Source organism: Labrys okinawensis, assembly GCF_047345005.1.
GTDB lineage: Bacteria > Pseudomonadota > Alphaproteobacteria > Rhizobiales > Labraceae > Labrys > Labrys okinawensis.
The window spans coordinates 6,420,847-6,446,487 of sequence record NZ_CP178864.1 but is presented as its reverse complement, the minus strand read 5'-3'; the positions used below and the strand labels follow the sequence as shown (position 1 = coordinate 6,446,487).

General features: G+C 61.7%; 23 protein-coding genes and 1 pseudogene. 12 read left to right on the top strand and 12 right to left on the bottom strand.

Translation table 11 applies throughout. The annotated features are described in order from the left end of the window. Positions 1–269: 269 nt before the first annotated feature. The gene (locus ACMDCR_RS29955) at positions 270–1,295 is read left to right on the top strand and encodes a peptidoglycan-binding domain-containing protein (protein WP_413990107.1); all 1,026 of its coding nucleotides are present in this window, start codon (positions 270–272) and stop codon (positions 1,293–1,295) included. A 204-nt stretch (positions 1,296–1,499) separates the two neighbouring features. Here ACMDCR_RS29955 and ACMDCR_RS29950 read toward each other — a convergent pair whose 3' ends face one another. Next, positions 1,500–1,880, bottom strand: a complete 381-nt coding sequence (locus tag ACMDCR_RS29950; protein WP_413990106.1) for a response regulator transcription factor — start codon at positions 1,878–1,880, stop codon at positions 1,500–1,502. A 273-nt stretch (positions 1,881–2,153) separates the two neighbouring features. Between ACMDCR_RS29950 and ACMDCR_RS29945 the strand changes: the two genes are divergently transcribed. Next, complete coding sequence (locus tag ACMDCR_RS29945) at positions 2,154–2,339, top strand: hypothetical protein (RefSeq protein WP_413990105.1); 186 nt, start codon at positions 2,154–2,156, stop codon at positions 2,337–2,339. Positions 2,340–2,359: 20 nt separating this feature from the next. Next, positions 2,360–3,280 (top strand): DUF4436 family protein, encoded by a 921-nt coding sequence (locus tag ACMDCR_RS29940; RefSeq protein WP_413990104.1) that lies wholly within the window; start codon positions 2,360–2,362, stop codon positions 3,278–3,280. Between the two features lie 414 nt (positions 3,281–3,694). Here the strand turns inward: ACMDCR_RS29940 and ACMDCR_RS29935 are convergent, their stop codons facing one another. The 10 genes from ACMDCR_RS29935 to ACMDCR_RS29890 all read right to left on the bottom strand — a co-directional run bounded on the left by ACMDCR_RS29935 (position 3,695) and on the right by ACMDCR_RS29890 (position 16,940). Then, on the bottom strand, positions 3,695–4,045 hold the full coding sequence (locus ACMDCR_RS29935; protein WP_413990103.1) for a hypothetical protein: 351 nt from the start codon (positions 4,043–4,045) through the stop codon (positions 3,695–3,697). A gap of 712 nt (positions 4,046–4,757) precedes the next feature. After that, complete coding sequence (locus ACMDCR_RS29930; RefSeq protein WP_413990102.1) at positions 4,758–5,108, bottom strand: slr1659 superfamily regulator; 351 nt, start codon at positions 5,106–5,108, stop codon at positions 4,758–4,760. Between the two features lie 4 nt (positions 5,109–5,112). Next, complete coding sequence (locus ACMDCR_RS29925) at positions 5,113–5,673, bottom strand: slr1658 superfamily regulator (protein ID WP_413990101.1); 561 nt, start codon at positions 5,671–5,673, stop codon at positions 5,113–5,115. A gap of 4 nt (positions 5,674–5,677) precedes the next feature. Beyond that, a complete protein-coding gene (locus tag ACMDCR_RS29920) occupies positions 5,678–8,053 on the bottom strand; it encodes a SpoIIE family protein phosphatase (RefSeq protein WP_413990100.1) in 2,376 nt (791 codons plus the stop codon). Then, positions 8,050–9,234, bottom strand: a complete 1,185-nt coding sequence (locus ACMDCR_RS29915) for a methyltransferase domain-containing protein (protein ID WP_413990099.1) — start codon at positions 9,232–9,234, stop codon at positions 8,050–8,052. The genes ACMDCR_RS29920 and ACMDCR_RS29915 overlap by 4 nt, the downstream gene beginning before the upstream one ends. Further along, positions 9,231–9,755: a ubiquinone biosynthesis methyltransferase UbiE gene (locus ACMDCR_RS29910; RefSeq protein ID WP_413990098.1), complete on the bottom strand. Its 525-nt coding sequence runs from the start codon at positions 9,753–9,755 to the stop codon at positions 9,231–9,233. The genes ACMDCR_RS29915 and ACMDCR_RS29910 overlap by 4 nt, the downstream gene beginning before the upstream one ends. A 43-nt stretch (positions 9,756–9,798) precedes the next feature. Continuing rightward, complete coding sequence (locus ACMDCR_RS29905) at positions 9,799–11,472, bottom strand: putative bifunctional diguanylate cyclase/phosphodiesterase (protein ID WP_413990097.1); 1,674 nt, start codon at positions 11,470–11,472, stop codon at positions 9,799–9,801. 1,678 nt (positions 11,473–13,150) lie between these two features. Continuing rightward, complete coding sequence (locus ACMDCR_RS29900; RefSeq protein ID WP_413990096.1) at positions 13,151–14,848, bottom strand: heparinase II/III family protein; 1,698 nt, start codon at positions 14,846–14,848, stop codon at positions 13,151–13,153. A 272-nt stretch (positions 14,849–15,120) separates the two neighbouring features. Next, positions 15,121–15,504, bottom strand: coding sequence for an endonuclease domain-containing protein (locus ACMDCR_RS29895; protein ID WP_413990095.1), 384 nt, complete (start codon positions 15,502–15,504; stop codon positions 15,121–15,123). A 95-nt stretch (positions 15,505–15,599) separates the two neighbouring features. Further along, positions 15,600–16,940 (bottom strand): RsmB/NOP family class I SAM-dependent RNA methyltransferase, encoded by a 1,341-nt coding sequence (locus ACMDCR_RS29890; RefSeq protein ID WP_413990094.1) that lies wholly within the window; start codon positions 16,938–16,940, stop codon positions 15,600–15,602. A 117-nt stretch (positions 16,941–17,057) separates the two neighbouring features. Here ACMDCR_RS29890 and ACMDCR_RS29885 point away from each other — a divergent pair, with 117 nt between their 5' ends. The 4 genes and pseudogenes from ACMDCR_RS29885 to ACMDCR_RS29870 all read left to right on the top strand — a co-directional run bounded on the left by ACMDCR_RS29885 (position 17,058) and on the right by ACMDCR_RS29870 (position 19,818). Beyond that, the gene (locus tag ACMDCR_RS29885) at positions 17,058–17,534 is read left to right on the top strand and encodes a YaiI/YqxD family protein (protein WP_413990093.1); all 477 of its coding nucleotides are present in this window, start codon (positions 17,058–17,060) and stop codon (positions 17,532–17,534) included. A gap of 90 nt (positions 17,535–17,624) precedes the next feature. After that, positions 17,625–18,989 (top strand): ABC1 kinase family protein, encoded by a 1,365-nt coding sequence (locus ACMDCR_RS29880; protein WP_413990092.1) that lies wholly within the window; start codon positions 17,625–17,627, stop codon positions 18,987–18,989. A 78-nt stretch (positions 18,990–19,067) separates the two neighbouring features. Beyond that, on the top strand, positions 19,068–19,457 hold the full coding sequence (locus tag ACMDCR_RS29875; RefSeq protein ID WP_413990091.1) for an IS5 family transposase: 390 nt from the start codon (positions 19,068–19,070) through the stop codon (positions 19,455–19,457). Then, positions 19,400–19,818: pseudogene (locus ACMDCR_RS29870) on the top strand (IS5 family transposase). Before ACMDCR_RS29875 ends, ACMDCR_RS29870 begins: the two are co-directional and overlap by 58 nt. A gap of 208 nt (positions 19,819–20,026) precedes the next feature. On the opposite strand, the gene ACMDCR_RS29865 reads toward ACMDCR_RS29870, so the two are convergent. Beyond that, on the bottom strand, positions 20,027–20,302 hold the full coding sequence (locus ACMDCR_RS29865; RefSeq protein ID WP_413990090.1) for a hypothetical protein: 276 nt from the start codon (positions 20,300–20,302) through the stop codon (positions 20,027–20,029). Between the two features lie 347 nt (positions 20,303–20,649). On the opposite strand from ACMDCR_RS29865, the gene ACMDCR_RS29860 reads away from it, so the two are divergent. The 5 genes from ACMDCR_RS29860 (at position 20,650) to ACMDCR_RS29840 (ending at position 25,493) form a co-directional block, all read left to right on the top strand. Continuing rightward, a complete protein-coding gene (locus ACMDCR_RS29860; protein ID WP_413990089.1) occupies positions 20,650–21,450 on the top strand; it encodes a chorismate mutase in 801 nt (266 codons plus the stop codon). Between the two features lie 97 nt (positions 21,451–21,547). After that, entirely contained in the window at positions 21,548–22,639 is a 1,092-nt protein-coding gene (gene hisC, locus ACMDCR_RS29855) for a histidinol-phosphate transaminase (protein ID WP_413990088.1), read from the top strand. A 96-nt stretch (positions 22,640–22,735) separates the two neighbouring features. Next, positions 22,736–23,440 carry a glutathione S-transferase N-terminal domain-containing protein gene (locus tag ACMDCR_RS29850; protein WP_413990087.1) on the top strand — a complete coding sequence of 235 codons (705 nt, stop codon included), beginning with the start codon at positions 22,736–22,738 and terminating at the stop codon, positions 23,438–23,440. A 115-nt stretch (positions 23,441–23,555) separates the two neighbouring features. Then, the gene (locus ACMDCR_RS29845) at positions 23,556–24,482 is read left to right on the top strand and encodes a prephenate/arogenate dehydrogenase family protein (RefSeq protein ID WP_413990086.1); all 927 of its coding nucleotides are present in this window, start codon (positions 23,556–23,558) and stop codon (positions 24,480–24,482) included. Between the two features lie 102 nt (positions 24,483–24,584). Further along, positions 24,585–25,493, top strand: a complete 909-nt coding sequence (locus tag ACMDCR_RS29840) for a methyltetrahydrofolate cobalamin methyltransferase (RefSeq protein ID WP_413990085.1) — start codon at positions 24,585–24,587, stop codon at positions 25,491–25,493. Positions 25,494–25,641 lie beyond the last annotated feature (148 nt).

Sequence of the window (25,641 nt, the reverse complement as noted above, 5' to 3'; positions counted from 1 at the left end):
GCATTTTGCTCTAGCGGTCAGAAAGCGGATCTTCGGCATCGTGGCCATGCAAGTCGTTGAGAGCGACTTTGCCGCATACGAAAGCACACGTTAATTCAGGTTACTCAGGCTTCGCCTCAGAGTGCAGTTTGATGAGGCGCACCCCCCGTTACGATCATCGTAAGAGCTTGTCCGGGACCATGCGCGCCTCATTCTATTGGCGCTCTATTCATTGGCAATCACATGGGAGATAGTGGCGCCAACGTGGGCGGGACTCTCTGGGGGTTAACGTGTTGATCAGCAGTCTCTTCCGCGACGACCCCCGCTTGCAAGCTTGCCTCGTCGACGACACCGCCCATCTGACCGTTGGCACGCAGGGCCGGGCCGTCGCGAAAGTGCAGATGGCACTGTTGGCGCTTGATTGGCTTCGAATAGATGACGGCGAGATACGCTCTCAAACTTATGGCTCCTCCACTGCAGCAGCGGTCCTGAGCTTCAAGAGCAAGCGAGGCATTATTAACTACAGTTATCAGCGCACGGCCGACAACATTGTCGGGAAAATGACAATCGCTGCGCTTGATAAGGAAATGGCGGTCTGGGAGAAGGCAAGCCGACGCTTGGATATATGCTCGTGCTGTCCACCGGGCAACCTTGTCTCTCCGCCCCCCTCGGACACGCGTTTCTTTGCCAGCGAAGTTAGCTTGTCAACGCCGTCCAGTGTCGGCAGTGGCGCAAAACCAAAGCAATTTAACAAGACCCTCCATATTTACTGCTCGATGTCCAAGAAGACCGAAAGGGAGGGTGGCTTCAATTTCCAGCCCCAGGTCGATTTCGCGAACGCCCGATTGAAGAACTTCGGGATGCAGATCGCGGTCGACTTCTCGTCAGCTACCAGCCCCGACGTAATCGATTTCGTCGACTCCATCGTGTTGGAAGAAGATGTAGCGCTCGCGAGGCAGGCATGTGAGAACAAGCATTCCGGCTCGCCTGGTGTTTTGAGAGTAATGGCATGTCACAGGGGGATCAACGCTCCACCCGGGCAAACCTTTCGAGGCGTAACCGTCGGGGGTGTAGTTTTCAAGACATTCGTAATCCTGAATTCTAATCTGACTACTTCGACAACGCCAAAAGACAATAATGTGCTGATCCATGAAATGATTCATGCATCACACGCCAAGATCGAGATTCACGATTCAGAACTTGACAGCGTGTTTACCGAATATGTCAGAACGCAGTCGAACGAAAGTCAACCAGCAAGGACCATATTGAAGGAAAACCGCGCGTTGGAACTCTCAAGTGGCTACTTTGCGACTTAGAGCGTTTTGCTTTCAGATCGAATTGCCATGAATCGCGAGATACTCTCGATACCAATAAGTTAGTTTCGAAATCCGCTCCGACCTGAATGCATTCTGCTCTAGGTACGGCATGCCACGTGGCTAAGCGGGGGGCTCGCGCTTCAATCGCTGAGCGATCGTCGCCTTCGAATCAATCACATGATTGTTCCGTTGAACGGTACTGACCTAGCCAGCATAACGCGGCGTCTCCATCGCACGTTTGATTGCAGCGACAAGAATGTCTTTCGACACGGGCTTGGTAAGGAAGTCGGCGGCCCCTGACCCGATGGCCAGCGCTCTTGCGGCCTTGTCGCCATTCGCCGTCAAAAAGATGATTGGCAGGGTCGAGCGGTTTCCCGCAAGTTGCTCCTGCAGTGCGAGTCCGTTCATGCCCGGCATATCAACGTCGAGCACGACGCAGCCAGCGACGTCTCGAGGTCGTTTCTCCTTCAAGAACTCGCTGGCGGAGGGATAAGCCTCGACCAGGAAATCAGCGCCGCGCAGAAGCCGACAAAGCGCCGTTCGGAATGAGTGATCATCGTCGATGAGATAAACGATCGCGCCCATTGCGACTGTCTCGGAAATCCAGCATCCCACATCTTACGAAGTCGGCGGTCGTCTGGATCACATGAGATCGTTTCAGCGGCGAGCGGACGACCGTCGCCCCTGACGATCGATACCGAGTGGCGAAGCAATAGCTGAGCATCGCGCCGCCGCGATGGGCATCCATGCGCGCTTGAACCCGTGGAGCAGGCGGTATTCCTCCGCGCGTTGCGCCATCCCGTCATTGCTGAGCAGGACCGTCCAGAATAAGCTTCGTGCCATTGGAGGGAGGCGTCGATGGTGGATAACTTCACAAAGTGCGTGCTGTCCGTGATCGCGGTTGCGCTCGTGTCGATAGCGCTGGAGCAGTGGGTGCGCCCGGCGACAGCGCAGGGCGGCACGTGCGGCATGACGGTTGATCAAGCCTGCTGGATCCGCACCGATCAGAGAACCCCCATCGCCGTGGAAGTCATCGGACGGTAGCGGTTCGAGAGGGCATATCGATGAATGACACCCTCGGTCAGCCCAAGACGGACGCCCCGGGCCCGTCGACCCCGTCGCACCCGGCGCGATCCACACGGCGTCGGATTGCACTCCTGGTCGTGCTCGTTGGTCTATGTGCCCTCGCCTATGGGCTCATGCTCATATTGTTCGGCCCATCGGATCGGCCCGTCGAGGCGCACCTCGGCAAAGCGCTCGGCGACGGCATCGTGACGATCTATCTTCATCCACTCCGCGTCGACCCGGTCAATTCCTCGCTGCAGATGCGGATCAGCATGGTACCGGAAGCCGTCGCGGGTGCGCCTGCCGCCATAGGCGACCGCAACCGCTCACTCGTCATCCAGCGCGGCAATCAGGTCGAGCACGTCGCCATCACCGTGGGCCAGCCCCTTCCCGAAGTGGTGTTCGACTTCGATCTCAACGATGGAGACGTGCGCGACTATCCGTTGGACGAGTACCGGGCGAGCATGACCTTGGCTGTCAGCGAAACGGGCGCGGATGGGAAGGAGACGGCGCTGCCTATCCACGTGACGCTTTGGGAAGGCTTGCTGGGCTTTCGCGTCCGAGGCCGGGCCGAGCCCGCGGTGGGCAAGGAAGCCGTCGGTCTTCGGCTCGATATCCGGCGATCGGGAGCCGTGTCGATCTTCGGGATTGCCGTCTACGTCGCCATGGCCGTGATCGCCATCTGCGGTCTGCTGATCGGGGGCCTCGTCTTCGCCGGCGTCAGGCGCGTCGAGGTCACCTTTGCGGGCGCTCTCGGAGCGATCATCTTTGCGGTGCCTGCCCTCCGGGCTGCCTTGCCCGGCACGCCGCCGCTCGGCATCAGGGCCGACGTGCTCATATTTTTCTGCGCCGAGTTCGGCGCGACCATCGCCCTCTGCCTGTTTGTTGCCTCATGGATCCGAAGCGGTGCCCGGCCGTAAGGCATCCAACCCGCAGCCAGGCACGCTGCCGACGTCTGCGGGGCCGAATTAAGACGGTCTATTGTCAAGCGCCGACCTGCAAAAACGGACTTGATCGCAGGAGCGACCTTCTGCTTCAGCATCGGTGTCAGGACCATTGAAGATTTTGCTGGCGGCTGGAGCGTCTTACTTTCAGATAGATGGCAAGCCAGATGCGTCAGGTTCACCGTACGCGATTGAGCAACACCCATGATCAGCACATCGCGCCGTCCTCAGCCAGCACTATCGTGTACGGTGAAGTGGGAGCGAATCCCGGAATTGGCTAACTGATATCAAAAGCATTTTTTGATTCACTGTGGTTCGATCTGAAAGCGAAACGCCCCAGTCGTTCGAACTGCCAAAGACCTCAGACGCGGACATCTTCCGGAGCCATTCTCAGCCCACCAATTCCCTTGGTTCCTCAGGGGGTAACAAAAATACTGCGTTCCAATTATGCATGAAGCAGCGCTCTTGCTCGACAATGATCGCTTTGTCGTTTGTAAGCCCGAACTGCTGGTAGATCTCCGCGTCTACGGAGGGGAGTTTCGTCTCGGCGGATACCACGAGTACGGGCAACAAAGGATGGCCATAAAAGTGCAGGCGCTCCGCGATGATGTCGAGGCTTTTGCCGCGGCCACGCCCAATGCCACCAAAACGACGCTCCAGCTCACTGTAAGTGACGGTGCGCTTGGTGCTCGCCGCGTCCGCAAGGAAGAGCGCGACATCGCGCCGGAAATCATCGATCATAGGATTGCGCCTCCCCTGAGATAGCCGGATTGGACCTGATGCTTGTCGCGGCAGGTTCCAGCGTCCACTCTGCAAGGGGATAATCATCCCCGACTTGCTTTAAATAACGTCCTAACAAGGCGCCAGCCACCATAGGACCAGCGGCCCATATCGCCACGGAGCGAAGAACATTCCCGCGAATTTGCCATGGGTCTCTGGCAACCCTGCGCTTTAGGCGCTCGGTCATTGATCCTCCCCGCGGGAAATATCCCGCTTGCGCCCTTTTGGATTTGGTTAGGTTGGGCTAAGCGGAACTAGAACGGGAAGCAAAACAAGCTGGCAAGAGAAAATCGCTCAAGGGATCAGAAAGGCACGTCGTGCAGCCGGACACGAGGACACCAGTCATCGCCGTGAGGCTTAGGCGCCTTTACAATCTGCCGATCCGACTTCTTCTTCGCGCCGCTGGCGAGCAAGTGATGATCGCCCGAGCGCTGTCGGGCTGCGACATTCTCCGGCGTTCCCCGCCGGCAGCTTAGGACGCCCGATACCGGGCGATCGCAACGGCGGCGAACACTGAAAGTCACTAAAGCTCTGTTACTGAAAGCGTTTTTTCAGCAATGGCCCAATCACTACAATAGGTGCAGATGCCAGCGATTTCGAGCAAGAACCTACCTCGCATAGGGCGCCGGTACAGTCCCCGACGGAAAGACTCAGCAAGAGCCGGTTCTAGTTATCAATCGATTTCCAGGGAGATCGCCTGATGAAGCTTCTTGAGGTTGGGCAGCGACTTATTTTGCCACGGGATCTCGGAACTTCCTCGCACGACAAGCACAACGTTGGGGTGTTTACGCACTTCAATGGTGAATTTTGCCAGCAGATTGATACCCGAGGAGTTGAGGAACTCGAGATCGGTCAGATCGAGCGTGATCTTATCCGGCGCTGTCGACACGATCTCGGTCAGCAGGGCCATGATCGGTGCATAGGCATCCGCTCCCGATAGCCGCATCGTGCCTTCGAAGTGGATGATGCTGCCTTCGGCCCAGACACGGTATTCGTCCGACTTGATTTCAAAATTCGGATTCATGCTCTCACTGCTGCGACTGGATGAGGGGAATAGCGGCGAAGGTTTCGACAGAGACGCACTTACCATCGTCGACGGGACTGAAGATCCAAGCCAGGCGGGCGCCATAGTCGCTCATCAGCGTCAGCAGTCCAAGGCCCGAACCTGAGGCCTCGGGATCGGCTGCGTTGGCCTCGATGCGCTCGATGAGCAGGTCGCCGGGATCGCCGACGGTGATCTGTGCGAGCAGGGCTTGGAACGACACGGCCGCTTCGGTGCTGACTACGTTGGAAACCTTGACCTTGAAGCAGTCGACGTCCATCGCCGCCTCAACCCTGATCTCGCCCGGCTCGCGGAATTTGACCGAGTTCTCGATCAATTCGTTGACGACGTAGCCAATATTGTGTCGCACCTCGCGGTAGTTGTTGCGAGAGGCATGAAACGGCAGTGCGAACAGGTCGGCAATGAAGTCCGACGTCGTTGCACAATGATGCCATCGCAGGTCGAGGGGGCCATCGAACAGCCTGACGCGGCTGACACTTTCGTTCATGCCGATTACGATCTCTGCCGGTCCGTAAAGTGTGGTCATAACGTTACCTATGCCTCATGACAAGGAGCGTGATGTCGTCGTGAATCTTGTTGCCGCCGATATGCGTCATCAGGTCTGCGACGATCCTGTCCTTTATTACCTCTGCGCTCGAGCCGTAATGCTGACGCGCGCTCTCTACAAGACGATCAAGGCCGAACAGCTCGCCTTTCGCGCCCTCTGCCTCGGTCACGCCATCGGTATGCAGCACCACTACGTCGCCGCTTGCAAAGGGTATGTTGACAGTCGCAACGAAAGGCAGAATGTCCTTTTCGAGTCCGATCGGCAATCCCAGGTCGATCGTATCGATGCGTTCGACCCCGCCGCCGGCGCGTAGGACGACAACTTCCTCGTGCTGGCCCGAAAGCGTCAGCTTGTCGTCTTCATAGTCGAGGAAGGCGAGAGATAGATGCTTGTCTGAATTGGTTCGCTCGAGGTTCTTGAAGATTGCCCGATTGAGCCGGTCAAGGAACTGCAGCGGGTCGCCCTCGCCCGTTTCCTGCAGGGCCCGCGCAACCGACTGCACCATCAGCATCAGGACCCCGCTTTCCAGGCCGTGGCCGGTGACGTCGCCGATTCCGACCTTGAATTTTTGCCCCTGGCGCAGCACATCGTAATAGTCGCCGCCCACCTCGTCGGCCGGCCGCATATAGGCTGCAATCTCGACCCCCGAGATCTTCGACAACTCGCGGTCCTTCGGCAGCACCATCATCTGGATCTGCCGGGCTACGTCGAGCTCGGCACCCATGCGAACATTCTCACTGCGGAGCTTCTCGTTAAGCAACGAAATCTCCGAGTTGGCGTCCTCCAGGTCGCGGGTGCGATCCTCTACGAGCTGCTCGAGGTTCTCGGTGTGGTAGCTGATTTCCTCCGCCATGCGGTTGAAGGCAACGCCGACCTCGCCGACCTCATCCTTGGTGGGGATGTCAACGCGGACCGAGTAGTCCTTGGACTGCAGCTGGCGTGCTGCTGTAGCCAGGGCGCTGAGGCCCGCCGTGATCCGCTTCGAAATGCCGAAGATCGCGACGAACACCACGAACAAACTGACCAGCACCGTCAGGATCTGATATTTGAGGATCCGGTTGGTCGCGTTCGAGATGTCGGACTGCGCCGCGATCAGCGAGGCATAGATCTCGCGTTCGGGTACCAGGAATCCGAGTGTCATCGTCTCCTTCACGATCGGCCCGTTGTTCCACAAATTAGTGGGCGCGAGCTGTTTGAGTACGGCGATGTACGGGACATCCTCGCCATTCTGCTTAAGGAGGATGTGCTGGATATCCGGCTTGTTGTCCGTGGGCATGCTCAAGGCGACGATCGCCGGCTGGTCGCTCTTCTTCAAAGAGCGGTCCAGGCCCGTGACGCCCTGTCCCGCGGCGTCGCTGGCGGTGACCACGCCGAGCGTCTTCTCGCCGGCTGAATTCACGGCAACGACATTACCATTGGACATGACAAGGAAGCCGAAGCCGGTTTCGGCGACTTTCACGCTCTGCACCAGGTCGGTCAGCTGGTCGAGGGTGACGTCGGCCGCGGCCATGCCGGCAACCGATTTTCGGTCCGCCGTCCAGAGCGGGCGAAAGAACGAGACGATCTGCTTGCCGGAATTGGCGTCGATATAGGGTGCCGTGATGGTTGTCACGTCATCGAGCGGCCGGCTCGACGGCTTGTCCAGCCAGGTCTGCCAGTCTTCGTAGATGCCGGGAAAAAAGAAATCCCAGAAATTCGCCTTGTTATGACCGGGGTAGAGCTTGTCGAAGGTCTGGGCGAGCTCGGACGCCGGTGTGGCGCGCATCAGGGGGAGGGCTTTCGGGCCAACATAATAGACCTGGAGTTTCTTGGATCCGGTCTGCATCAGCGTCGGACCAAGAATGTCGAACAGCGCGCTTTCGCGCACATGATCCTGGACGGCCGGTGTCGGCTGATGTTTGGAGTCGAGCAGGTAACTCCAGACGCTGGTCGTGCCCGGGGCACCCGGGAGGTTCTGCACCCAATCGCCGACTGTGTTGTAGACCAGGGGCGTCGACAGGGTGCGGTCCTTGGCGATGGCGTCTCCGATCGCCTTAGCGGTATCGGGATGATCGATCATCGCCTGCATCGAGCCGGCGAGCACGCCGACTTCAGAATGCACGCGCTCGAACAGAAGGTTGGCCCGCAGCGCCGTCGCGTCGATGTAGGTTTGCAGATATTCTCGGCTGGCCTTGGTCAGGCCGTTGCCCACTTGTTGCGCCGCGTCACGCGATAGGCGTTGCACGTTCCAAAGAGCAATGCCGCCGCCGAGCAGCAAGTCGAAGAGCACCGCCGCGCCGACCACGAGAATGAATTTGCCCCGGAAGCTCCTGGGAGAAAAGCGCCGGTACCATGGCGGGGAGGCAGCGCCGTTAGTCATTGCGGCTTGGTCCCGGACGCCACCCAGATTGGCCAGCCTGCATAGCCTCTAGGGTGCAGCGCGGCGAAGATGTGATCCTGGAAGCCACGACGGAAGCGGTCCATGAACTCCTGAGTGTCGCCGCGGTGGGTAGACATCTGACCGACGAAAGCGTTTTCCCAGGCTTGCACGATATCGGCGAAATCCTGCGGATCCCCATCGAGATTGCTGACCATGAAGGTCTCCATCTTGATATTTTCGAAGCCGCAATCGACCATGTAACGTCGGCTCTTCGGCCCACACTCGATGTCCATATCGAAGTGCGCCCAAACCTTGGCTGCCTGTTCATAGGTCCATTTGATCGACTCGCCGCGCGGTTCGCCGACGCAATGCGAGACCTTCTCATTGGTGAGGTAGACTCGGCCGCCCGGCTTGCAGATCCGGAAGAGCTCCTTGAGGATCATTTGGGGCCTGGGGAAAACCTGCAGGGCGTGCCGGCAGGTAACGAAGTCGAACTGATTGTCTTCCAGCAGCAGTTCCGCGGCATCGCCATAGACATATTCAATGCCGTGGAGATCAAAATCGGCGGCCACCTGGCGCGCGTACGCCAAGCTCGGCCTGGAATGGTCGAGCGCGACGAGACGCGAGGGCTTGAAGTCCTTGTATACGAGGGCCGCGAAATCGCCGATGCCGCAGCAGATATCCGCGACCGCCATGTTCTCTTTCAGCCCGTGCCGCGGCAGGATGTTGCGCTCATGGCGCCATGTCATCTTGGTCTGGGTGCGCAGAACCGGGAAGAAACGGCTCTCTTCTAGAATGCTCTGAAAAGGGTAGAAGTTGGCGTCGTACTCCTCGACCTTGATGGCCGGCTCGATCAGGCTCAGCCGGCCGAATTTTTCCGTCGTCCAGCCGACAACGCTGGACGTCACGACGATGAACCGCAGATCCGGCCTGACGCGGCTGGCGTCCAGCATCACCCGCGCGAAGGCATGGAAGGCGGTGTTGTTCATCTGCCCGAGGCGCCGGACATTGACGTAGAGAACACCGCTTACCCGATCGATCGAGTCCCTGAACAGCGCTAGGCTTGGCGCGATCTCGTCGACGGACTGCGGGCGCAACGTGCCGGAAAGCGAAAACTCCTGATTGTTCGGGTCGAACTGCGCCTTGAATCGCGCTTTGTTGGCAAAGGTTACCGCGGTCAATGTGTCAGGCCCCCGAGTGGGAGGTCGACGATGAGCGTGATGGTGTCATTGTCATGCGCTTGGATGGTGACTGCCGCGTTATAGCTGACGGCGAGCTCGACCAGCAGTATGTCGCGGCTGGGGCCGGGGTCACCGGACAAGGAACTCATGTAGTCGGCTTCGGCGTCACCACCCCGGATGCGGGCAACGGCATGCTCAAAGAAGCGCTGCTCGTCCTTCGTGGAGGTGAAGGTGAGCTCAACCCTGTCGATGCTGTCCTGGCGCGAGATCCTGCAGGCGAACGTGCCGCCGGCGTGGCGGCCTCTGAACGTTATTTCCAGCAACTCGTTCAGCGCGGACGAAAACACGTTGGCGAACAACACGGAATCTGGACGATTGTGGCTTATGGTGCGCGCCAGATAGGTTGCAATATAATCACAATGCATCCAGTTGGAGTGGAACGCCGCCATTTCCATGTCGATCTGAACCATCATGCGGAAATCATGATCCGCTTTAGTGTCGTGCGTGGCTTGCGGCGACATATCACTCTCTGCTGTTGCGATGCCCGGCGAGTAGGTGTTGACTTCAGTTGATACGCTCGCGGCGCCTGCGCGAGGCTCCGGCCTTCGACGCGTACATCCGCGCCTTCTCCGCACTCATGACCTGGCCGAGATGGTGGCCCTGGAGTAGGTCACAGCCCTCGTTGATTAGCCATTGAGCCTGCGGGGCCGTCTCGACCCCCTCGGCCGTCACGATCATGTCCAAACCATGCGCCATGCCAATTATTGTCCGCACAATTGTCTGACTCTTCCGCTCTCTCTCGACATCCCGAATGAAGTACTGGTCTATCTTCAATGAGTCGAAAGGAAAATTCTTGAGATAGCTGAGCGACGAATAGCGCGTGCCGAAGTCGTCCAGGGAGATGCGAATGCCCAACACATTAAGGGTGTTCAGGGTGTCCAGGTTATCGACCGTCTCTTCCAGCAAAACAGATTCAGTGATTTCCAGTTCAATTCGGTCGGCTCTGATACCTGTGCTGTCGATGACCTGGGCCACGACGTCGGTGAGGGTGCCACCGAGGAACTGCGCTGGCGATAGGTTGACGGCGATACTCAGAGAGTCCGGCCAGGTCATCGCCTGCCGACAAGCCTCCTCCAATACCCAGCGCCCGATCTCTTCCATCAATCCGTCTGCTTCGGCAATGGGAATGAACACATTTGGTGTTATCCGTCCAACTTCCGGGTGGTCCCAACGTACCAGCGCTTCGAAGCCGACAACCTGTCCCGATGAGCGTAGCATCGGTTGGTACTCAAGTAGAAGTTCCTGCCGCTCCAACGCCAACCGCAGGCTGCGCCGGAGATTTTCTCGTTGCTCGATCAAAAGCAGCATTGAGCGATTAAAGACCCGGGCACAACCCCGACCATCCCCCTTGGCGGCATACAGGGCAATATCCGCCGCCTTCATAAGTTCCTCGCCTTGCCCACCATGTTGCGGGCCGAACGCGATGCCAACGCTGGCGCCCACGAAGAGTGGCATTTCATTGATGATAAAAGGAGCCTTGAAAGCATCGACAAGGGCCTGCGCCACACTCTCTGCTTCGCTCGGATCTTTGCCGTATTGGATGATCGCAAATTCATCGCCAGCGTAGCGGTATGCGGAGTCACCCTCTTGTAGCACGCCGCGTATTCGGTTCGCGGCGAGCTTGAGCAGCGCGTCACCAGTGCCGTGTCCCAGTGTATCGTTGACCGACTTAAAATCATCAAGATCGATCTGAAGCAGAGCCGAACGCTCACGCACTCCGTTGTGCGTGGCCAGGATCTCCTTAAGTCGATCACTCAGGCGCTGCCGATTTTGAAGGCCGGTCAATACATCGTGGGTAGCCTGGTGCAGCAGCTTGCTATGGTCAGCTTCCGCCGAGACCATCGCGACTTCCGCTGACTCGATCAGGCCAATCCCAGCCGCCGTTGGAAATACGCGGACTTCCACTTCCCGCTTAGATGCGGTGGCAAGGTTGAGGATCGCTGGAGCTTTGGCGAAAAGTGCTCTGTCAAGCGCCTTCCGAGCCTCGCCCGTTGCGAATTCTGGATAGATGTCGAACAAACTCGCACCGATCGACATCCGATCGCCACGCAAAGTCTTGAGGCGCGCCCCACACTGCGTAAGCGTCAGCTTGTCATCATAGATGGAGACCAGCTCGCGGGTATTGTCGAGGAGTCCGGGAGGTACTAAGCCACCGTCCGCGACTTCACCGGCCCTCACTGCTGCCTCTTTGAGAAACCTAAACTTTCTCCAAAAGCGGCGCACTTCCACATCCCCTGCCGATTCTTAAGACAGCCATAAACCTAGCGTAAATGTTCACCTGAAACTTCACGCGACACTAAAAACTTTGTGTTTCCTATTCATAAACAAGAATTTTCAGAAAAACTGTCACCGCGCTGCAACAGTTCAAATAAATAACCAGACTTATTTACGTATGGGAATGCTCTTATCGGGTCAGGGCGCGCATTTCTGACGACGGAGTGTCGGACACCCTGCGCATTTCCAGCCCTGGGATCGCTTCAAGACCGTATCAGTAGCAATATCAATGGAACACAGTCAATCTATCCGCCAATTACCTGCAGAATTGCGACCACCAGATAATAGGCCAGCTTATAAGATGGTGAATAATTGCCCGTAAAATTGGTTTTCTTGTCGGTGCCAACAGGACCCTAACGAGCTCCGAAATAGAATTATAGACAAGGACCGTAATAGTACCGGCAACAACTTGACTAGATTTCTGGCGTCCAATCGGACGTTAAAACGCCCTGATCCGGAAGCAGTGCACCTTTGCGAGCGTTGGGAGGCACGCGGACAAGTGGCTTTGATAAAGAAGGGAATCGGAATGTCGGTGTTGAGATTGCAGGAGAGGCGCGGCGCTGGAAGCGCTTGTCTCAAGCGATCCCTTGCTGACCCGGTCAAACCGCTCGTCGGTGCTCGTGTCAATCGATGGTGCTCTGCGTGGCATCCTACCCCGCGGATGAGACAGGCGTTGGATTCGGTTTAACATAGAACGAACGGATATTGACTTTCATTTGTTCCCATGCTTTATTCCGTAACGGAATGAGGCGTCAGCGGCCGGGGTCTGTACAACCCGGCCCCGAACGCCTCCATCCACCCCAGCGGCCTGTCCAGGCGATAGGCGCATGCGGCGGTCCTGCTTCCTTCGAAGCCGGCCGCCAGGGGTGACGAGCGGGACAGACGGGATCGGCACCCCATGGAAGTGCCCTGGATCCCTGGACGGAGCGTGAAGGGCTTGAGCCCGGCAACGCCTTCGTCCCACCTCCCGCCGATGCGGTGAAGACGGCTGATGCCACCGTCCGGCCAGGACGGACGTCGCTCAGCCCCTTTGCCGAGCCGGCTGGGTTCGGGTTCGGATGGTCCGTGCCATCGGCTCCCGGCTCGCCTCCGCCTTCAGAAGGCGGAAAAAACAGGTGGCCGTGCGCGCCTTGTCAGCGTGCCGGGCCGCCGGAACGGGGCGATGGCGGCTCGCATCGACAGTGCGGCCTGCATCTTCCATGATCCTGCTTTCACGGCTGCCCCGCAGCCGCCATCGCCCGGTCTCCTCATCAACCCAGCCGGAAAGGGCGTGGGAACGCGAGCGCTTGGCTATGGCGGTGAGAAGGCGGCGGAGGCGAGAGAGTCCGACGCTTGTGGATCGTTAGAGAATTAGCGCGCTGTCATCCCCGGTTGAGCCACTCGCGAGCGCGTCACAAGCTCTTGCTTGTGACGGCGAGAGAGGGCGAAAGGAAGGGGATCCAGGGGCTAAAGGGTATCACTCGTGGCCCCTGGATCCCCTTCCCGCGCTACGCGCGCCGGGGATGACGGAGCGCTTCTTCCTTAGCGATCTGGCCTGCAGCAACCATGATCTCAATCGCCTCCATGCAAGCCGCGCCACGCCTCACACCGGATCCGCCGGCAGGAACGCCCAGCTCATCGTGTGCTCCCCCTCCGGCAGCGTCATCACGATCTGCACCGATCTTCTCGGCCCCTCGGGGTTCGCCAGATGCGCCGTCTCCGCCAGCGTGAATGGCACGTCGGCCAGGAACAGCCATTCCTTGCCGTTGGGCAGGGTGATCACGATCTGGGTGTCGCCATTGGCCGGGCGGGCGGCCACAGCCGGGTGGAGGTGGAAGCGCAGCAGCACGGGCTGCTTGCCCAGCCAGCGGCCGCCATGGTGGTCGAGGAAGCTGTCGCGGCCTTCCAGCGCGCCGGTGATCTGGCTCAGCGTCAGCTCGCGCTTGTGGATCAGCCCGAAATCGTGGCGATAGCCGTCATGGCTCGATGTCAGCGTCACGGCGGTGGGCGTGGTGTCGCGCTGCACCGGCACATGCTTGGGGCCGGAGAGGATGGCGCGGCCGCCCATGCCGGGCTTGCGTGTGCCGCCGGCGAAATGGCTGGAGGAGGCGTCGTTGACGATCGCCGTCGAGTGCGCGCCGGTGGAGCGGGCGAGGTGGCGCCAGTTCTCGCGGCCGGCCGCGGGGGCGCCGCAATTGACCACGATGCGGAAATTGTCGGCCGAGAACTCGAAGGAGAGCGTGCCGGCATGGGCTTCCTGCGAGACGTTGATCGGCGGCGGCAGGCCGGTATCCACGAGCAGCACGGCGCCGTGGCCCTCGACGCGCTGGTAGCCGCCATGGGGGGCGTTCTGCACGGGCTTGCCACGGGCATCGTCATAGGCGAGCAGGGTGGCGATCAGGTGGCTCTGCGTGTAGCCCATGCCGTTGAAGGCGGCAAAGGCGCCATCCGCGTGGCGGAAGAAGCGCAGCATCGGCATCATGCGGTCGATGGCGCCGAGGAGCTCGGGCGGGGCCACCGCGTTGCGCGCCGAGAAGGACTGGCGCAGCGGCAGGAGGTCGAGCAGGAGCTCGATATTGGCCTGCGGGTTGCGGCTGATATGGATCCCGTCCGAGAGGATCTGGCGGGTGAGCTCGCCGACCAGCCAGCGCTGGGCCGGGCGGCGCAGGCTCACCTTGTCGGTCAGGCAGAGGCTCACCTGCATCACCGCCACGGCGCAGAGCAGGCGGGGCATGCCATCGGTGGTGTTGCGCCCGGCATGGAGGAGATAGCTCGCCTGCCAGGCGATGGCGCGGATGAAGGCCTTGTAGAAGCCGCGGTCGGCGCCATCCAGCACCATCGGCGCCATGCTCACCCAGGAGAGCAGGCGGCGGGCCGTGAGCAGGGGGTCGAGCGCCTCCGGCTGGAAGCGCAGGTTCGAGCGCACGAAATCGGAGACCAGACGGCGCGCCGTCTGCTTGCCGGCCAGGCCGTCGGCGGCGCGCAGGTGCCGCAGCCAGGTGAAGCCGAGCAGCGTCTCGCGCCAGGCCGGGGAGGGCGGGGCCACCGCGAAGGGCGAGACCTCGTTGAGCACGATGGTCTTGCCGGCGAAGGTGTAGCGGCCGGCAATGAACTCGGTGGCGCGCGTGGGATCGGAGGCGCGCAGGTCCTGCGGCGCCAGCACCAGCTTCTCAGGCTCGCTGCGCCCGAAGCGCCAGCGCATGAAGGGCGAGAGGTAGACACGCGTCAGCAGGGCGCGGCCGGTTTCGCCGGCTGCATGCATGGAGAGACGGAGCTTGGGGCCCAGAGTGCCTCGGCTCATCCTTGATGCATACCTCCAGGAAAGAGACGGGGCGGCGCCCGCCTGTCTACAACTGCCCCTTGTTGAACGCTACGGGAGCTTCGCGCAAGCCTTTGGGGTGTGAAAACGGGCGGTTGGGTTAAGTTTTGGGGGGAAGGGGAGAGGGGAGTGAGGTGAGAGGATCAAGCCAAGCGTGCGCCGCGAGCCTCCCCCACGAAGCTGGGGGAGGTGGCCGAACGAAGTGAGGTCGGAGGGGGTGTGGCCCGACGGGCTGATGCCTGCAAGGAAAGGGCTCAGGGTCGGTTCCGCTTGGCAAGCTCTTCCTGAACAGCAGTTCGAATGGTCTCGACGACAATGAGTGAGCCGCCAATAATAATGTCATCCCTGAAACGCAGAACGCGCCATCCGTTTCGTTCGAGCCAGTCCTGTCGCTCGTTGTCGCGAAGCTTGGCAGCTTCTTCGTTATGCGTGCGCCCATCGACCTCAATCACTAGCCGAATAGCCGTGCTGACGAAGTCCGGGAAGTAGGGGCCGAGAGGCATGTCACGCCGGAAGCGGACGCCAAGCTGGCTCCGACGCAACTCATGCCAGAGTATTTCCTCGCCCCTGGTCATATTGGAACGCAGGGAACGAGCGAATTTGCGGGCCGATTGCCGGTACGGGCGGAGCTCTTCCATAACGTAATGCTGGCATGATATCGCCGAATTTCAAGGGCACGACGTGGGCCTCCCCCAGCTTCGTGGGGGAGGCGAGTCGCGCCCTGTCCGTGTGGTTACCCCAAATACCGCAGCTTCGCCGCGAAGAACCCGTCCATCCCTGCCATCGCCGCATCCTCGTCCGGCAGCAGGGACGGCAGCGTGCGCAGCGTGCCTTCTGGTGTCACCGCGCCCTCGAGCCCGCCGATCTCCGCAGCCGTCACTGGCTCCAGGCGGAAGCGGTCGTGCTTTTCAAGGAACCGCGCGATCTGCTGCTCGCCTTCCTCCGCTTCCAGCGAGCAGGTGCAATAGACCAGCAGGCCGCCGGGCTTCAGGAGCCCCGCCATGCGGCCGAGCATGCGGCGCTGCAGGTCGGCCACCGCGCCGATGTCTTCGGCCGACTTGCTCCAGGCCACGTCCGGATGGCGGCGGATGGTGCCGGTGGCGCTGCAGGGCGCGTCGAGCAGGATGGCGTCGAAGGGCTCGGCCTTCCAGGAGAGCACGTCCGACACCACCACCTCGGCCGGGAGATCGAGGCGCTTGAGGTTTTCGCGCAGGCGCTCGAGGCGGGGCTGCGACCTGTCGACGGCCGTAACCTTCGCGCCGGCGGCCGCGAACTGCGCCGTCTTGCCGCCGGGAGCGGCGCAGAGATCGGCGACGCGCAGGCCCTCCACCTTGCCGACCAGGCGCGCGGGCAAGGCGGCGGCGGCGTCCTGCACCCACCAGGCGCCTTCCTCATAGCCCTCCAGCGCCCGTATCGGGCCGGTATGGGACAGGCGCAGCGAGCCCGTCGGCAGCACGCGCCCGCCCAGACGCTCGGCCCAGCCGGCGGCATCGGCCTTCACGGTGAGGTCGAGTGCCGGTTCGACACGCTGGACGGCGATGATGGCCTGCGCCGTCGCCTCGCCATATTGCCGGCGCCAGCGCTCGAACAGCCAGGCGGGGGTGTCGGCCTCGGGCGGCAGGGCGGCGAGGCGCTCCTGCTTGGTCGCCGAAACCTTGCGCAGCACGGCATTGGCGAGGCCCGAAAAGGCCTGGGCGCGGTCGTCCTGGCGAGCAAGGCGCACGGCAAGGTCCACGGCGGCATGGTCGGGCACGTCGAGGAAGAGGATTTGCGCCACGGCGGTGATCAGGATCGCCTCCAGCGGCCCTGACTTGCGCGGCATGCCCCTGGCAAGCAGGCTGTCGAGAATGGTGCCGATGCTGCCATAGCGGCGCATGGAAACGCCGGCGATCATGCGTGCCAGCGCGAGGTCGCGCGGCTCCAGGCTGGCGCTCTCGAAGGCGTCTTCCAGCGCGATGTCCTGGCCGAGCACGCCGTCGACGGCCTTGACGGCGAGAGCGCGGGCGGCAAGGCCAGGTGCTTCGAGGCGGGCAGCCGCAGCGCTGCGGCGGGTGGGAATGGGAGGTTTGTTCAAGGTCTCAGCGATCCAATGTGGCCGCCTGCATAAAGTATTTTGCCATGGGCGGGGAATTGTTTTTGGAAAGGCGCCGCTCCCAACCTGCGCCGCAGGGGGCTCGCTTCCGACGTGCCGATGCGCTATCGCCTCGCCATGACCATCGAAATCTTCGTCGACGCCGACGCCTGCCCCGTCAAGGACGAGGTCTACCGCGTGGCCGGGCGGCACGGGCTGAAGACCTATGTCGTTGCCAACAGCTTCATGCGGGTGCCGCGCGATCCGCTGGTGGAATTCGTGCTGGTGAGCGCCGGCCCGGATATCGCAGACGACTGGATCGCCGAACGCGCCTCGCCCGCCGGCGTGGTCGTCACCAGCGACATTCCGCTCGCCGCCCGCTGCGTGAAGGCCGGCGCGAGCGTGCTCTCGGCCACCGGCAAGCCTTTCACCGACGCCTCGATCGGCATGGCCCTCGCCACCCGCAACCTGATGGACGAGTTGCGCTCCACCGGCGAGATCACAGGCGGTCCCCGGCCGTTCTCCCAGAAGGACCGTTCGGCTTTCCTGCAGGCGCTGGAGGCGGCGATCGTCAGGCTGAAGCGGACGGGGAGGTAATCCCGGGTGCGCCACCGCGCCGCTTTGCACTTCGCCCCCGCCGCCCTATCTACAAGGCGCAACCAGGACGTCTTACCGTCGGAGTACAGCATGGCCGAGCGTGATGATGAAGCGAACCGGCTTTCCGCGCGGGCCAGGCGTTATGCCAAGGTGGGCGTGAATGTCGGCGGCGTGGCGGCGCGTATGGCCGGTGCCAGGCTGGTGGGGGGCGGTTCCTCCGGTTCCAACGCGGCGGCGCTGGCGCGTGCACTCGGTGGGCTCAAGGGCCCGCTGATGAAGGTCGGCCAGCTCCTTTCCACCATTCCCGATGCCCTGCCGCCCGATTATGCCGCCGAGCTCTCCAAGCTGCAGAGCCAGGCGCCGCCGATGGGCTGGGCCTTCGTCAAGCGGCGCATGATCGCCGAGCTCGGCCCGGCCTGGGCGGAGCGCTTCGGCAGCTTCGAGCACGAGCCGGCTGCGGCGGCCTCGCTCGGCCAGGTGCACCGCGCCACCGCCAAGGACGGCACGCCGCTCGCCTGCAAGCTGCAATATGCCGATATGCAGTCCGCCGTGGAGGCGGATCTTTCCCAGCTTCAGGTCCTGTTCGCCCTGCACCGGCGCTTCGACCCGGCCATCGACACCCGCGAGATCTATCACGAGATTAGCGAGCGCGTGCGCGAGGAGCTCGACTATCGCCGCGAGGCCAAGCACACCGCGCTCTACCGCAACGCCTTCGCCACGCTCGGCATTTCGGATATACGCGCACCACGCGTGTGGCCGGAGCTTTCCACCGGGCGCCTGCTCACAATGGACTGGCTGACGGGCGAGCGCATCCTCGCCTTCAAGGATGCCGGGCTTGACGTGCGCAACCGCCTCGCCGCGGCGATGTTCGGCGCCTGGTGGCAGCCCTTCGCCCATATCGGCATCATCCATGGCGATCCGCATCTGGGCAATTATACGGTTTTCAGCGAGCACGGCGAGGCGGCGGGCATCAATCTCCTCGACTATGGTTGCATCCGCATTTTCCCGCCCGCCTTTGTCGGCGGCGTGGTCGATCTCTACCGCGGCCTGTTGCAGGGCGAGCCGGAACGCATCGTTTCCGCGTATGAGACCTGGGGCTTCCACAACCTCTCGAAGGACTTGATCGAAACGCTGAATGTCTGGGCGCGCTTCATCTTCGGTCCCCTGCTCGACGATCGCGTGCGCACCATTGCCGACGGCGTTTCGCCGGCAGAATATGGCAGGCGTGAGGCGTACACGGTGCACCAGGCGCTGAAGGAGAACGGGCCGGTGACGGTGCCGCGCGAATTCGTCTTCATGGACCGCGCCGCCATCGGCCTCGGCGGCGTGTTCCTGCATCTCAAGGCCGAGCTCAACTTTCACCGCCTGTTCGAGGCGGCGATCGAAAATTTCTCGACCGAAGAGGTGGCCCAGCGGCAGAAGGCGGCACTGGCGGAGGTGGGGCTCGAGGCTTAGGGTCGAAACTCATTCAAGCTATTGAAAGAATTTTTCCAATGTGATTCAAAGCTTTGAATGGAGCTTGGAGCTTGGATCATGGCGAATGAGTTCTGGTTCAGTGACGATCAATGGGCGAGGATTGAGCCACTCTTGCCGAAGCATCGATCCGGCGCGCATCGGGTCGATGATCGCCGGGTCATCAGCGGTATTGTCCACGTTCTCAAAAGTGGGTGCCGCTGGCAAGATTGCCCAGCTCGGTACGGTCCGGCGACCACCGTCTATAATCGCTTTCGACGTTGGACGATGCAGGGAATTTGGCGTCGCCTGTTCCTCGCCTTGATCGAGGTTACTCCTGGCGAGGCGCAGATGATCGACTCCACAACCGCCAAGGCCCATCGTTCCGCCGCTGGCGGAAAAGGGGGGACCAAATTCAAGCGATCGGGCGCTCACGCGCTGGCCGCACGACCAAAATCCATGCCGTTGTAGACGGTTGGGGACGACCAATAGCCTTCGAAGTGACCCCCGGCCAATTGGGCGATGTCAGAGTAGCCCTGCCTTTGCTCGCTTCTTTGCCGCCAGCCGCCTTGTGTGCGGCAGACACTGCCTATGACAGCGATGGCCTCCGCCAATTCTTGCTGGAGCGCGGAACTCGGCCGGTCATACCCAACAATCCAACCCGCAAGCGACCTCATCCCTTCTATCCACCCTCTACAGAGACAGAAATCTTATCGAACGTATGTTCTGCAGGCTCAAGGACTGGCGGCGCATCGCAACACGCTATGACAAACTCGCTATCGTCTTCGCTGCCGGCGTATACCTCGCTGCTGCCGTCACCTGGTGGCTCTGATTGAGTCTCGACCCTAGCGCGCGTTTCTTCATTATTGGCGATGCCTGGTGAAAGCGGCGCCGGGGCGTCAATTGATCGCTTCTGCGATGGGTCCGCCTCAAAGGGCCGCGCGTATCCAACAAAAAAGCGCCCCGCAGGGCGCTTCATCAGTCCAAACAAAAAGGGGCGGCACAAGCCTCCGCCCCCTCAAGCTCCATGAGGCTCGATATCAGCCGTGGGTCGGCTCGATCACCTTGCCGTGGCGGGTACGGCGCAGAGTGGCATGGTGAATGGTGGTGGGCTGGGCGGCCGTCGCGGCCGCCGGCTCCGGGCCGAGCCACTTCTGATAAAGCGGCCAGCCGGCGGGTGCGGCAGGCGCGGTCGCCGCGTCATAGCCATAGCCCTTCTGGAGCGACCAGAAATCGGTGATGCCATCGGCATAAGCGCTGGAAGCGGCAATAACCAGACCAGCGGCGGCAATGGCTGTCGTAATCAAAATTCTCATGAGCAGATCCTCTAATATTACTAGCCCCTCCACCGCCACGTTGGCGCTTAGATTTTGCCGAAATTATGAAGATTAGGTACGGTAAAGCGTTCGTGATAAGTCGTGAAGTAACGAATACTCATGAGTCCTACGACAAAATACTGCTCACTTTATGCAACTAACGCGTGCGAGCATGGGTGCTCTGGTAGATTGCCATTAAGGAATACTGCACGAGAAACGTGTCTCTCCCGTTTATTGCAAACCATTACTGTAAGATCAGGCGATCCGCTACCTATGCGCGAAGGTTGCCATCCCCGGCCTTGCCGCCTATGACAAGCTCCCCCACATCCGGTCTCCCGATTGCAGCCATGACACAGACGCCGGCGCCCAGCCTTGCCGATCTCCGCCAAGAAATCGATCGCATCGACGCAGGCATGCACAAGCTCCTGATGGAGCGGGGCGACATCATCGACCAACTCATCACCATCAAGCGTTCGCAGGCGTCGGGTTCCGCTTTCCGGCCCGGGCGCGAGGCCTCGATGATGCGCGAGATCGTCGGCCGCCATCACGGCATCCTGCCTGTCGACATCGTGGAATCGATCTGGCGGGTTATCATCGCCACCTTCACCCATGTGCAGGCGCCCTACACGGTCCATGGCGACATCTCGCTCGGCAATGCGGCGATGCGCGACGTGGCGCGCTTCCATTTCGGTTTCGTGGTGCCCTATGAGACGCATGACGATGCCGGCGATGTGATCCAGGCGCTCAGCCATTCGCGCGGCGATCTCGGCCTGGTGCCGGTGGCCGCTCCCGGAGCCTGGTGGCGGGCGCTGGAGGGCGAGACGGCGCCGAAGATCATCGCGCGGCTGCCCTTCGTCGAGCGTGCCGACCATCCCGCCGCCTTGCCGACCTACGTGCTGTCGAAGCCGATCGACGAGCCTCCTTCCTCGAACGATGTGCGCCTTGTCTCGGCCGTGCTGCCTGAGGCGCCGGCCAAGTTGCCGCATGGCTGGAGCATTCCCGCCCACGCCGGTGCGGCGCTGCTGGTGGCGCTCCATCCGGGGCAGACCGTGGTGGCGCTCGCCGAAGCCCTGCCCGCCGGCACCAGCCTCGAGCCCATCGGCTCCCACGCGCCGGCCTTTGTGCTGCCGGACGGGGGCAAGGGGTGATCAATAAGGGTGCGACGCGAAGCCTCCCCCACGAAGCTGGGGAGGCTTTGGTCCGCCTCTCGCCACAAATCGTGTCTAATTTGCCCGGAATCTCCATATGAACGGTCCTGTCCCCCGCCCCGGCGTGCTTACCATCGATGCCTATGTGCCGGGCAAGTCGAGTGCGCCCGAGGGCGTCAAGGTCTGGAAGCTTTCCTCCAACGAGACCCCGCTTGGCGCCAGCCCCAAGGCGAAGGCGGCTTATGTCGCCGCCGGCGAAAAGCTGGCGCTTTACCCGGAAGGCTCTTCCAAGGTCCTGCGCGCCGCCATTGCGAGCCGCTATGGGCTCGATCCCGCCCGCCTCCTATGCGGCGCCGGTTCGGACGAATTGCTCTCGCTCCTTGCCTATGCCTATCTCGGGCCGGGCGACGAGGCCCTCCATAGCGAGCACGGCTTTCTGGTCTATAAGATCGTCACGCTCGCGGCCGGCGCCACGCCCGTCGCCGCGCCTGAGACCAATTACACCGCCGATGTCGATGCCTTGCTTGCCAAGGTGACGGACAAGACGAAGCTCGTTTTCCTCGCCAATCCGAACAACCCCACGGGCACTTATCTGCCCTTCGACGAGGTAAAGCGCCTGCATGCAGGGCTGCGGGCCGACATCCTGCTCGTGCTCGATGCCGCCTACGCCGAGTATGTGCGCGCGAACGACTACGAATCGGGCCTCGAACTGGTGGCGACATCGGCCAATGTCGTGATGTGCCGGACCTTCTCGAAGATCCACGGCCTGGCCAATCTGCGCCTCGGCTGGATGGTCGGTCCGCCGGCGGTGATCGAGGCACTGAATCGCATTCGCGGTCCCTTCAACGTCTCCGGTCCTGCCATGGCGGCCGGCATCGCGGCGATCGGGGACGAGGCGCATGTCGCCGCCGCCATCGCGCACAACGACAGATGGCTGGCCTGGCTGACACAGGAACTCAGTGCCCTCGGGCTGACGGTGACGCCTTCGGTCGGCAACTTCGTGATGGTGAGCTTCCCGCCCGAGCCCGGACGCAGCGCTGGGGATGCCGATGCCTTCCTCACGCAGCGCGGCCTGGTGCTGCGCCGCATCGACGCCTACGGTCTGCCCAACGCCCTGCGCCTCACCGTCGGCCCCGAAGAGGCGAACCAGCTGGTGGTGAAAGCGCTGAAGGAATTCTTGACTCGTTAGTCTGTGTACCGCCTCCCATCCGTCATTGCTGTGTGAGTCCGGATTGCTTCGCGCCGTTCGCAATGACGGTATCGTTGATTTTTCGAGGAAATAAGCATGTCAGATCTATCCGCTTTCCCCGTCGCCAGCCGCTGGCCGGCCAAGAACCCCGACATCATCCAGCTCTATTCCCTGCCGACGCCGAATGGCGTGAAGGTCTCGATCATGCTTGAGGAGACAGGGCTGCCGTACGAGCCGCACCTTATCGATATCGGCAAGAACGAGAGCTGGACGCCGGAATATCTGGCTCTCAATCCGAACGGCAAGATCCCGGCGATCATCGATCCGCATGGTCCCGGCGACAAGCCCCTCGGCCTGTTCGAATCCGGCGCCATCCTGCTCTATCTCGCCGAGAAGACTGGCAAGCTCATTCCCGCCGACGCGGCGGGGCGCTATGAGACCATCGAGTGGGTGTTCTTCCAGATGGCGTTCATCGGCCCGATGTTCGGCCAGCTCGGCTTCTTCCACAAATTCGCAGGCAAGGACATCGAGGACAAGCGTCCGCTGGAGCGCTACCGCGCCGAGTCCAAGCGCCTGCTCGGCGTGATCGAGACGCGCCTCGAAGGCCGCGACTATATCATGGGCGCCGACTACTCCATCGCCGACATCTCCATGCTTGGCTGGGTGCGCAATCTCATCGGTTTCTATGGCGCGGGCGAACTTGTGGACTATGCCAGCTTCAGGCGTGTACCCGGCTGGCTGGAGCGCTGCCTCCGGCGGCCGGCGGTGCAGCGCGGGCTGGAGATCCCGAAGCGGGGGTAATGCCGGGAGCGCGGACGTCCTACGACACTCACTTGAGCGCCGTAGGATGCCCGCGCTCCCAGGTTGCCTTCCCCCGCCCCATCGTGCACAGAAGGCTGGATATCCAAGGAGCCCCATGTCCGACGTCTCCATCTTCTTCGACCGCCTCTGCGTGATCGGCATCGGCCTGATCGGCTCCTCCATCCTGCGTGCTTCCCGCGAGCGGGGGCTGGCACGCTCGCTGGTGGCGGCCGATCTCAGCGAGAAGGTTGTGAAGCGCGTCGAGGAACTCGGCATCGCCGATATCGTCACGCAGGATCTTGCAGCCGCCGTCGAAGGCGCGGACTGCGTCATCCTCTGCGTGCCCTCGGGTGCCTTCGGGTCCGTTGCCGAGGTGATCGGGACCCATCTGAAAGCTGGTGCCGTGGTCTCCGACACCGGCTCGGTAAAGGGCGCGGTGGTGGCGCAGATGACGCCCTTCCTGCCGCCTCACGTGCATTTCATTCCCGCCCATCCGGTGGCCGGCACCGAGTATTCCGGCCCCGATGCCGGCTTTGCCGCCCTGTTCGGCAATCGCTGGTGCATCTTCACCCCGGCCGAGGATATCGACCAGGCCAAGCTGGCGCTCTACCGCGAGTTCTGGGAGAAGCTCGGCTCCAAGGTCGAATGCATGACGCCCGAGCACCATGATCTGGTGCTTGCCGTCACCAGCCATGTGCCGCATCTCATCGCCTACAACATCGTCGGCACGGCGGATGACCTGGAGACGGTGACGGAATCGGAGGTCATCAAGTTCTCCGCGGGCGGCTTCCGCGACTTCACGCGCATTGCCGCCTCCGATCCGACCATGTGGCGCGACGTCTTCCTCAACAACCGGAAGGCCGTGCTGGAGGTGCTGGGGCGCTTCTCGGAGGATCTTGCCTATCTGCAGAGGGCGATCCGCTGGGGGGAGGGCGACAAGCTGTTCGAGCTGTTCACGCGTACACGGGCGGTGCGCCGCTCGATCATCGATCTCGGCCAGGAGACGGCGGAACCGGATTTCGGGCGTAAGCACGGGAAGTAGCGCTCCCAGCAGCGCCAAATCCCGTCGCTTGCAGGCTAGCGGCTATCGTATCAGCGACCCTAATTAGACGGTTACAATTCCTCTGGGCGGAACGGACAGACCATGACCGAAACGGTTATCACTTCGGACAAGAAAAAGGTGGTGTTGGGCTTTGACAAGCGCTTCGTGATGATCGGCGAGCGCATCAACCCCACCGGCCGCAAGCTCCTTGCCGCCGAGATGGCCGCCGGCGATTACTCGCGCGTGGTCTCCGATGCACTCGCCCAGGTCGAGGCTGGTGCCCAGATGCTCGACGTCAATGCCGGCATTCCGCTCGCCGATGAGCCGAAGATCCTGGCCGAATGCATCAAGCTGGTGCAGGACACCGTCGATGTGCCGCTGTCGATCGACTCGTCCATCGTCGAGGCGCTCGAAGCCGGCCTTGCCGTTTACAAGGGCAAGCCCCTGGTCAATTCGGTCACCGGCGAGGAAGAGCGCCTGGAGCGCGTGCTGCCGCTGGTGAAAAAGTATGGTGCGGCCGTCGTTGCCATCTCCAATGACGAGACCGGCATTTCTGAGGATCCGGACGTGCGTTACGAGGTCGCCAGGAAGATCGTCGAGCGCGCCGCCGATTACGGCATTCCGCGCGAGGACATCGTGGTCGATCCGCTGGTCATGCCGGTCGGCGCCATCAATGATGCCGGCCTGAAGCTGATGCATCTGCTGCGTCGCCTGCAGGGCGAGCTCAAGGTCAACACCACCTGTGGTGCCTCCAACTTCTCCTTCGGCCTTCCGAACCGCCGCGGCCTCAACGCCTCCTTCCTGCCGATGATGATCGGTGCCGGCATGACCTCGGCGATCATGAACCCGCTGCACCTCGAAGACATCCAGGCGATTCTCGGCGCCGACGTGGTGATGGGCCATGACCCGAACTGCATGAGCTGGATCAAGAAGTTCCGCGAGCCGACCCCCGAAGGCGCCGAGGCTGCCGCCGGTGCCGGCCGCCGCGAACGCCGGCGCGCGCGCGGGTGAGCCGGCGGTCCCAGGAAGAGCACCGTGCACTTTTTGGGGCTGCACTTTTGATGACGAGTACTTAAGTGGTTGAGGTCTAAACCCTCCTCCCAGCTCATTCCCCCCATCATCTCCAATGGAGGTGATGGGGGGAGATTTCCGGGGGGTG

What these genes read in the sequence shown, in the direction of transcription:
- ACMDCR_RS29950 (WP_413990106.1), bottom strand. Translation starts at nt 1,880, where the DNA reads ATGGGCGCGATCGTTTATCTCATCGACGATGATCACTCATTCCGAACG.
- ACMDCR_RS29945 (WP_413990105.1), top strand. Translation starts at nt 2,154, where the DNA reads ATGGTGGATAACTTCACAAAGTGCGTGCTGTCCGTGATCGCGGTTGCG.
- ACMDCR_RS29940 (WP_413990104.1), top strand. Translation starts at nt 2,360, where the DNA reads ATGAATGACACCCTCGGTCAGCCCAAGACGGACGCCCCGGGCCCGTCG.
- ACMDCR_RS29935 (WP_413990103.1), bottom strand. Translation starts at nt 4,045, where the DNA reads ATGATCGATGATTTCCGGCGCGATGTCGCGCTCTTCCTTGCGGACGCG.
- ACMDCR_RS29930 (WP_413990102.1), bottom strand. Translation starts at nt 5,108, where the DNA reads ATGAATCCGAATTTTGAAATCAAGTCGGACGAATACCGTGTCTGGGCC.
- ACMDCR_RS29925 (WP_413990101.1), bottom strand. Translation starts at nt 5,673, where the DNA reads ATGACCACACTTTACGGACCGGCAGAGATCGTAATCGGCATGAACGAA.
- ACMDCR_RS29920 (WP_413990100.1), bottom strand. Translation starts at nt 8,053, where the DNA reads ATGACTAACGGCGCTGCCTCCCCGCCATGGTACCGGCGCTTTTCTCCC.
- ACMDCR_RS29910 (WP_413990098.1), bottom strand. Translation starts at nt 9,755, where the DNA reads ATGTCGCCGCAAGCCACGCACGACACTAAAGCGGATCATGATTTCCGC.
- ACMDCR_RS29900 (WP_413990096.1), bottom strand. Translation starts at nt 14,848, where the DNA reads ATGAGCCGAGGCACTCTGGGCCCCAAGCTCCGTCTCTCCATGCATGCA.
- ACMDCR_RS29895 (WP_413990095.1), bottom strand. Translation starts at nt 15,504, where the DNA reads ATGGAAGAGCTCCGCCCGTACCGGCAATCGGCCCGCAAATTCGCTCGT.
- ACMDCR_RS29885 (WP_413990093.1), top strand. Translation starts at nt 17,058, where the DNA reads ATGCGCTATCGCCTCGCCATGACCATCGAAATCTTCGTCGACGCCGAC.
- ACMDCR_RS29880 (WP_413990092.1), top strand. Translation starts at nt 17,625, where the DNA reads ATGGCCGAGCGTGATGATGAAGCGAACCGGCTTTCCGCGCGGGCCAGG.
- ACMDCR_RS29875 (WP_413990091.1), top strand. Translation starts at nt 19,068, where the DNA reads ATGGCGAATGAGTTCTGGTTCAGTGACGATCAATGGGCGAGGATTGAG.
- ACMDCR_RS29865 (WP_413990090.1), bottom strand. Translation starts at nt 20,302, where the DNA reads ATGAGAATTTTGATTACGACAGCCATTGCCGCCGCTGGTCTGGTTATT.
- ACMDCR_RS29860 (WP_413990089.1), top strand. Translation starts at nt 20,650, where the DNA reads ATGACACAGACGCCGGCGCCCAGCCTTGCCGATCTCCGCCAAGAAATC.
- hisC (WP_413990088.1), top strand. Translation starts at nt 21,548, where the DNA reads ATGAACGGTCCTGTCCCCCGCCCCGGCGTGCTTACCATCGATGCCTAT.
- ACMDCR_RS29850 (WP_413990087.1), top strand. Translation starts at nt 22,736, where the DNA reads ATGTCAGATCTATCCGCTTTCCCCGTCGCCAGCCGCTGGCCGGCCAAG.
- ACMDCR_RS29845 (WP_413990086.1), top strand. Translation starts at nt 23,556, where the DNA reads ATGTCCGACGTCTCCATCTTCTTCGACCGCCTCTGCGTGATCGGCATC.
- ACMDCR_RS29840 (WP_413990085.1), top strand. Translation starts at nt 24,585, where the DNA reads ATGACCGAAACGGTTATCACTTCGGACAAGAAAAAGGTGGTGTTGGGC.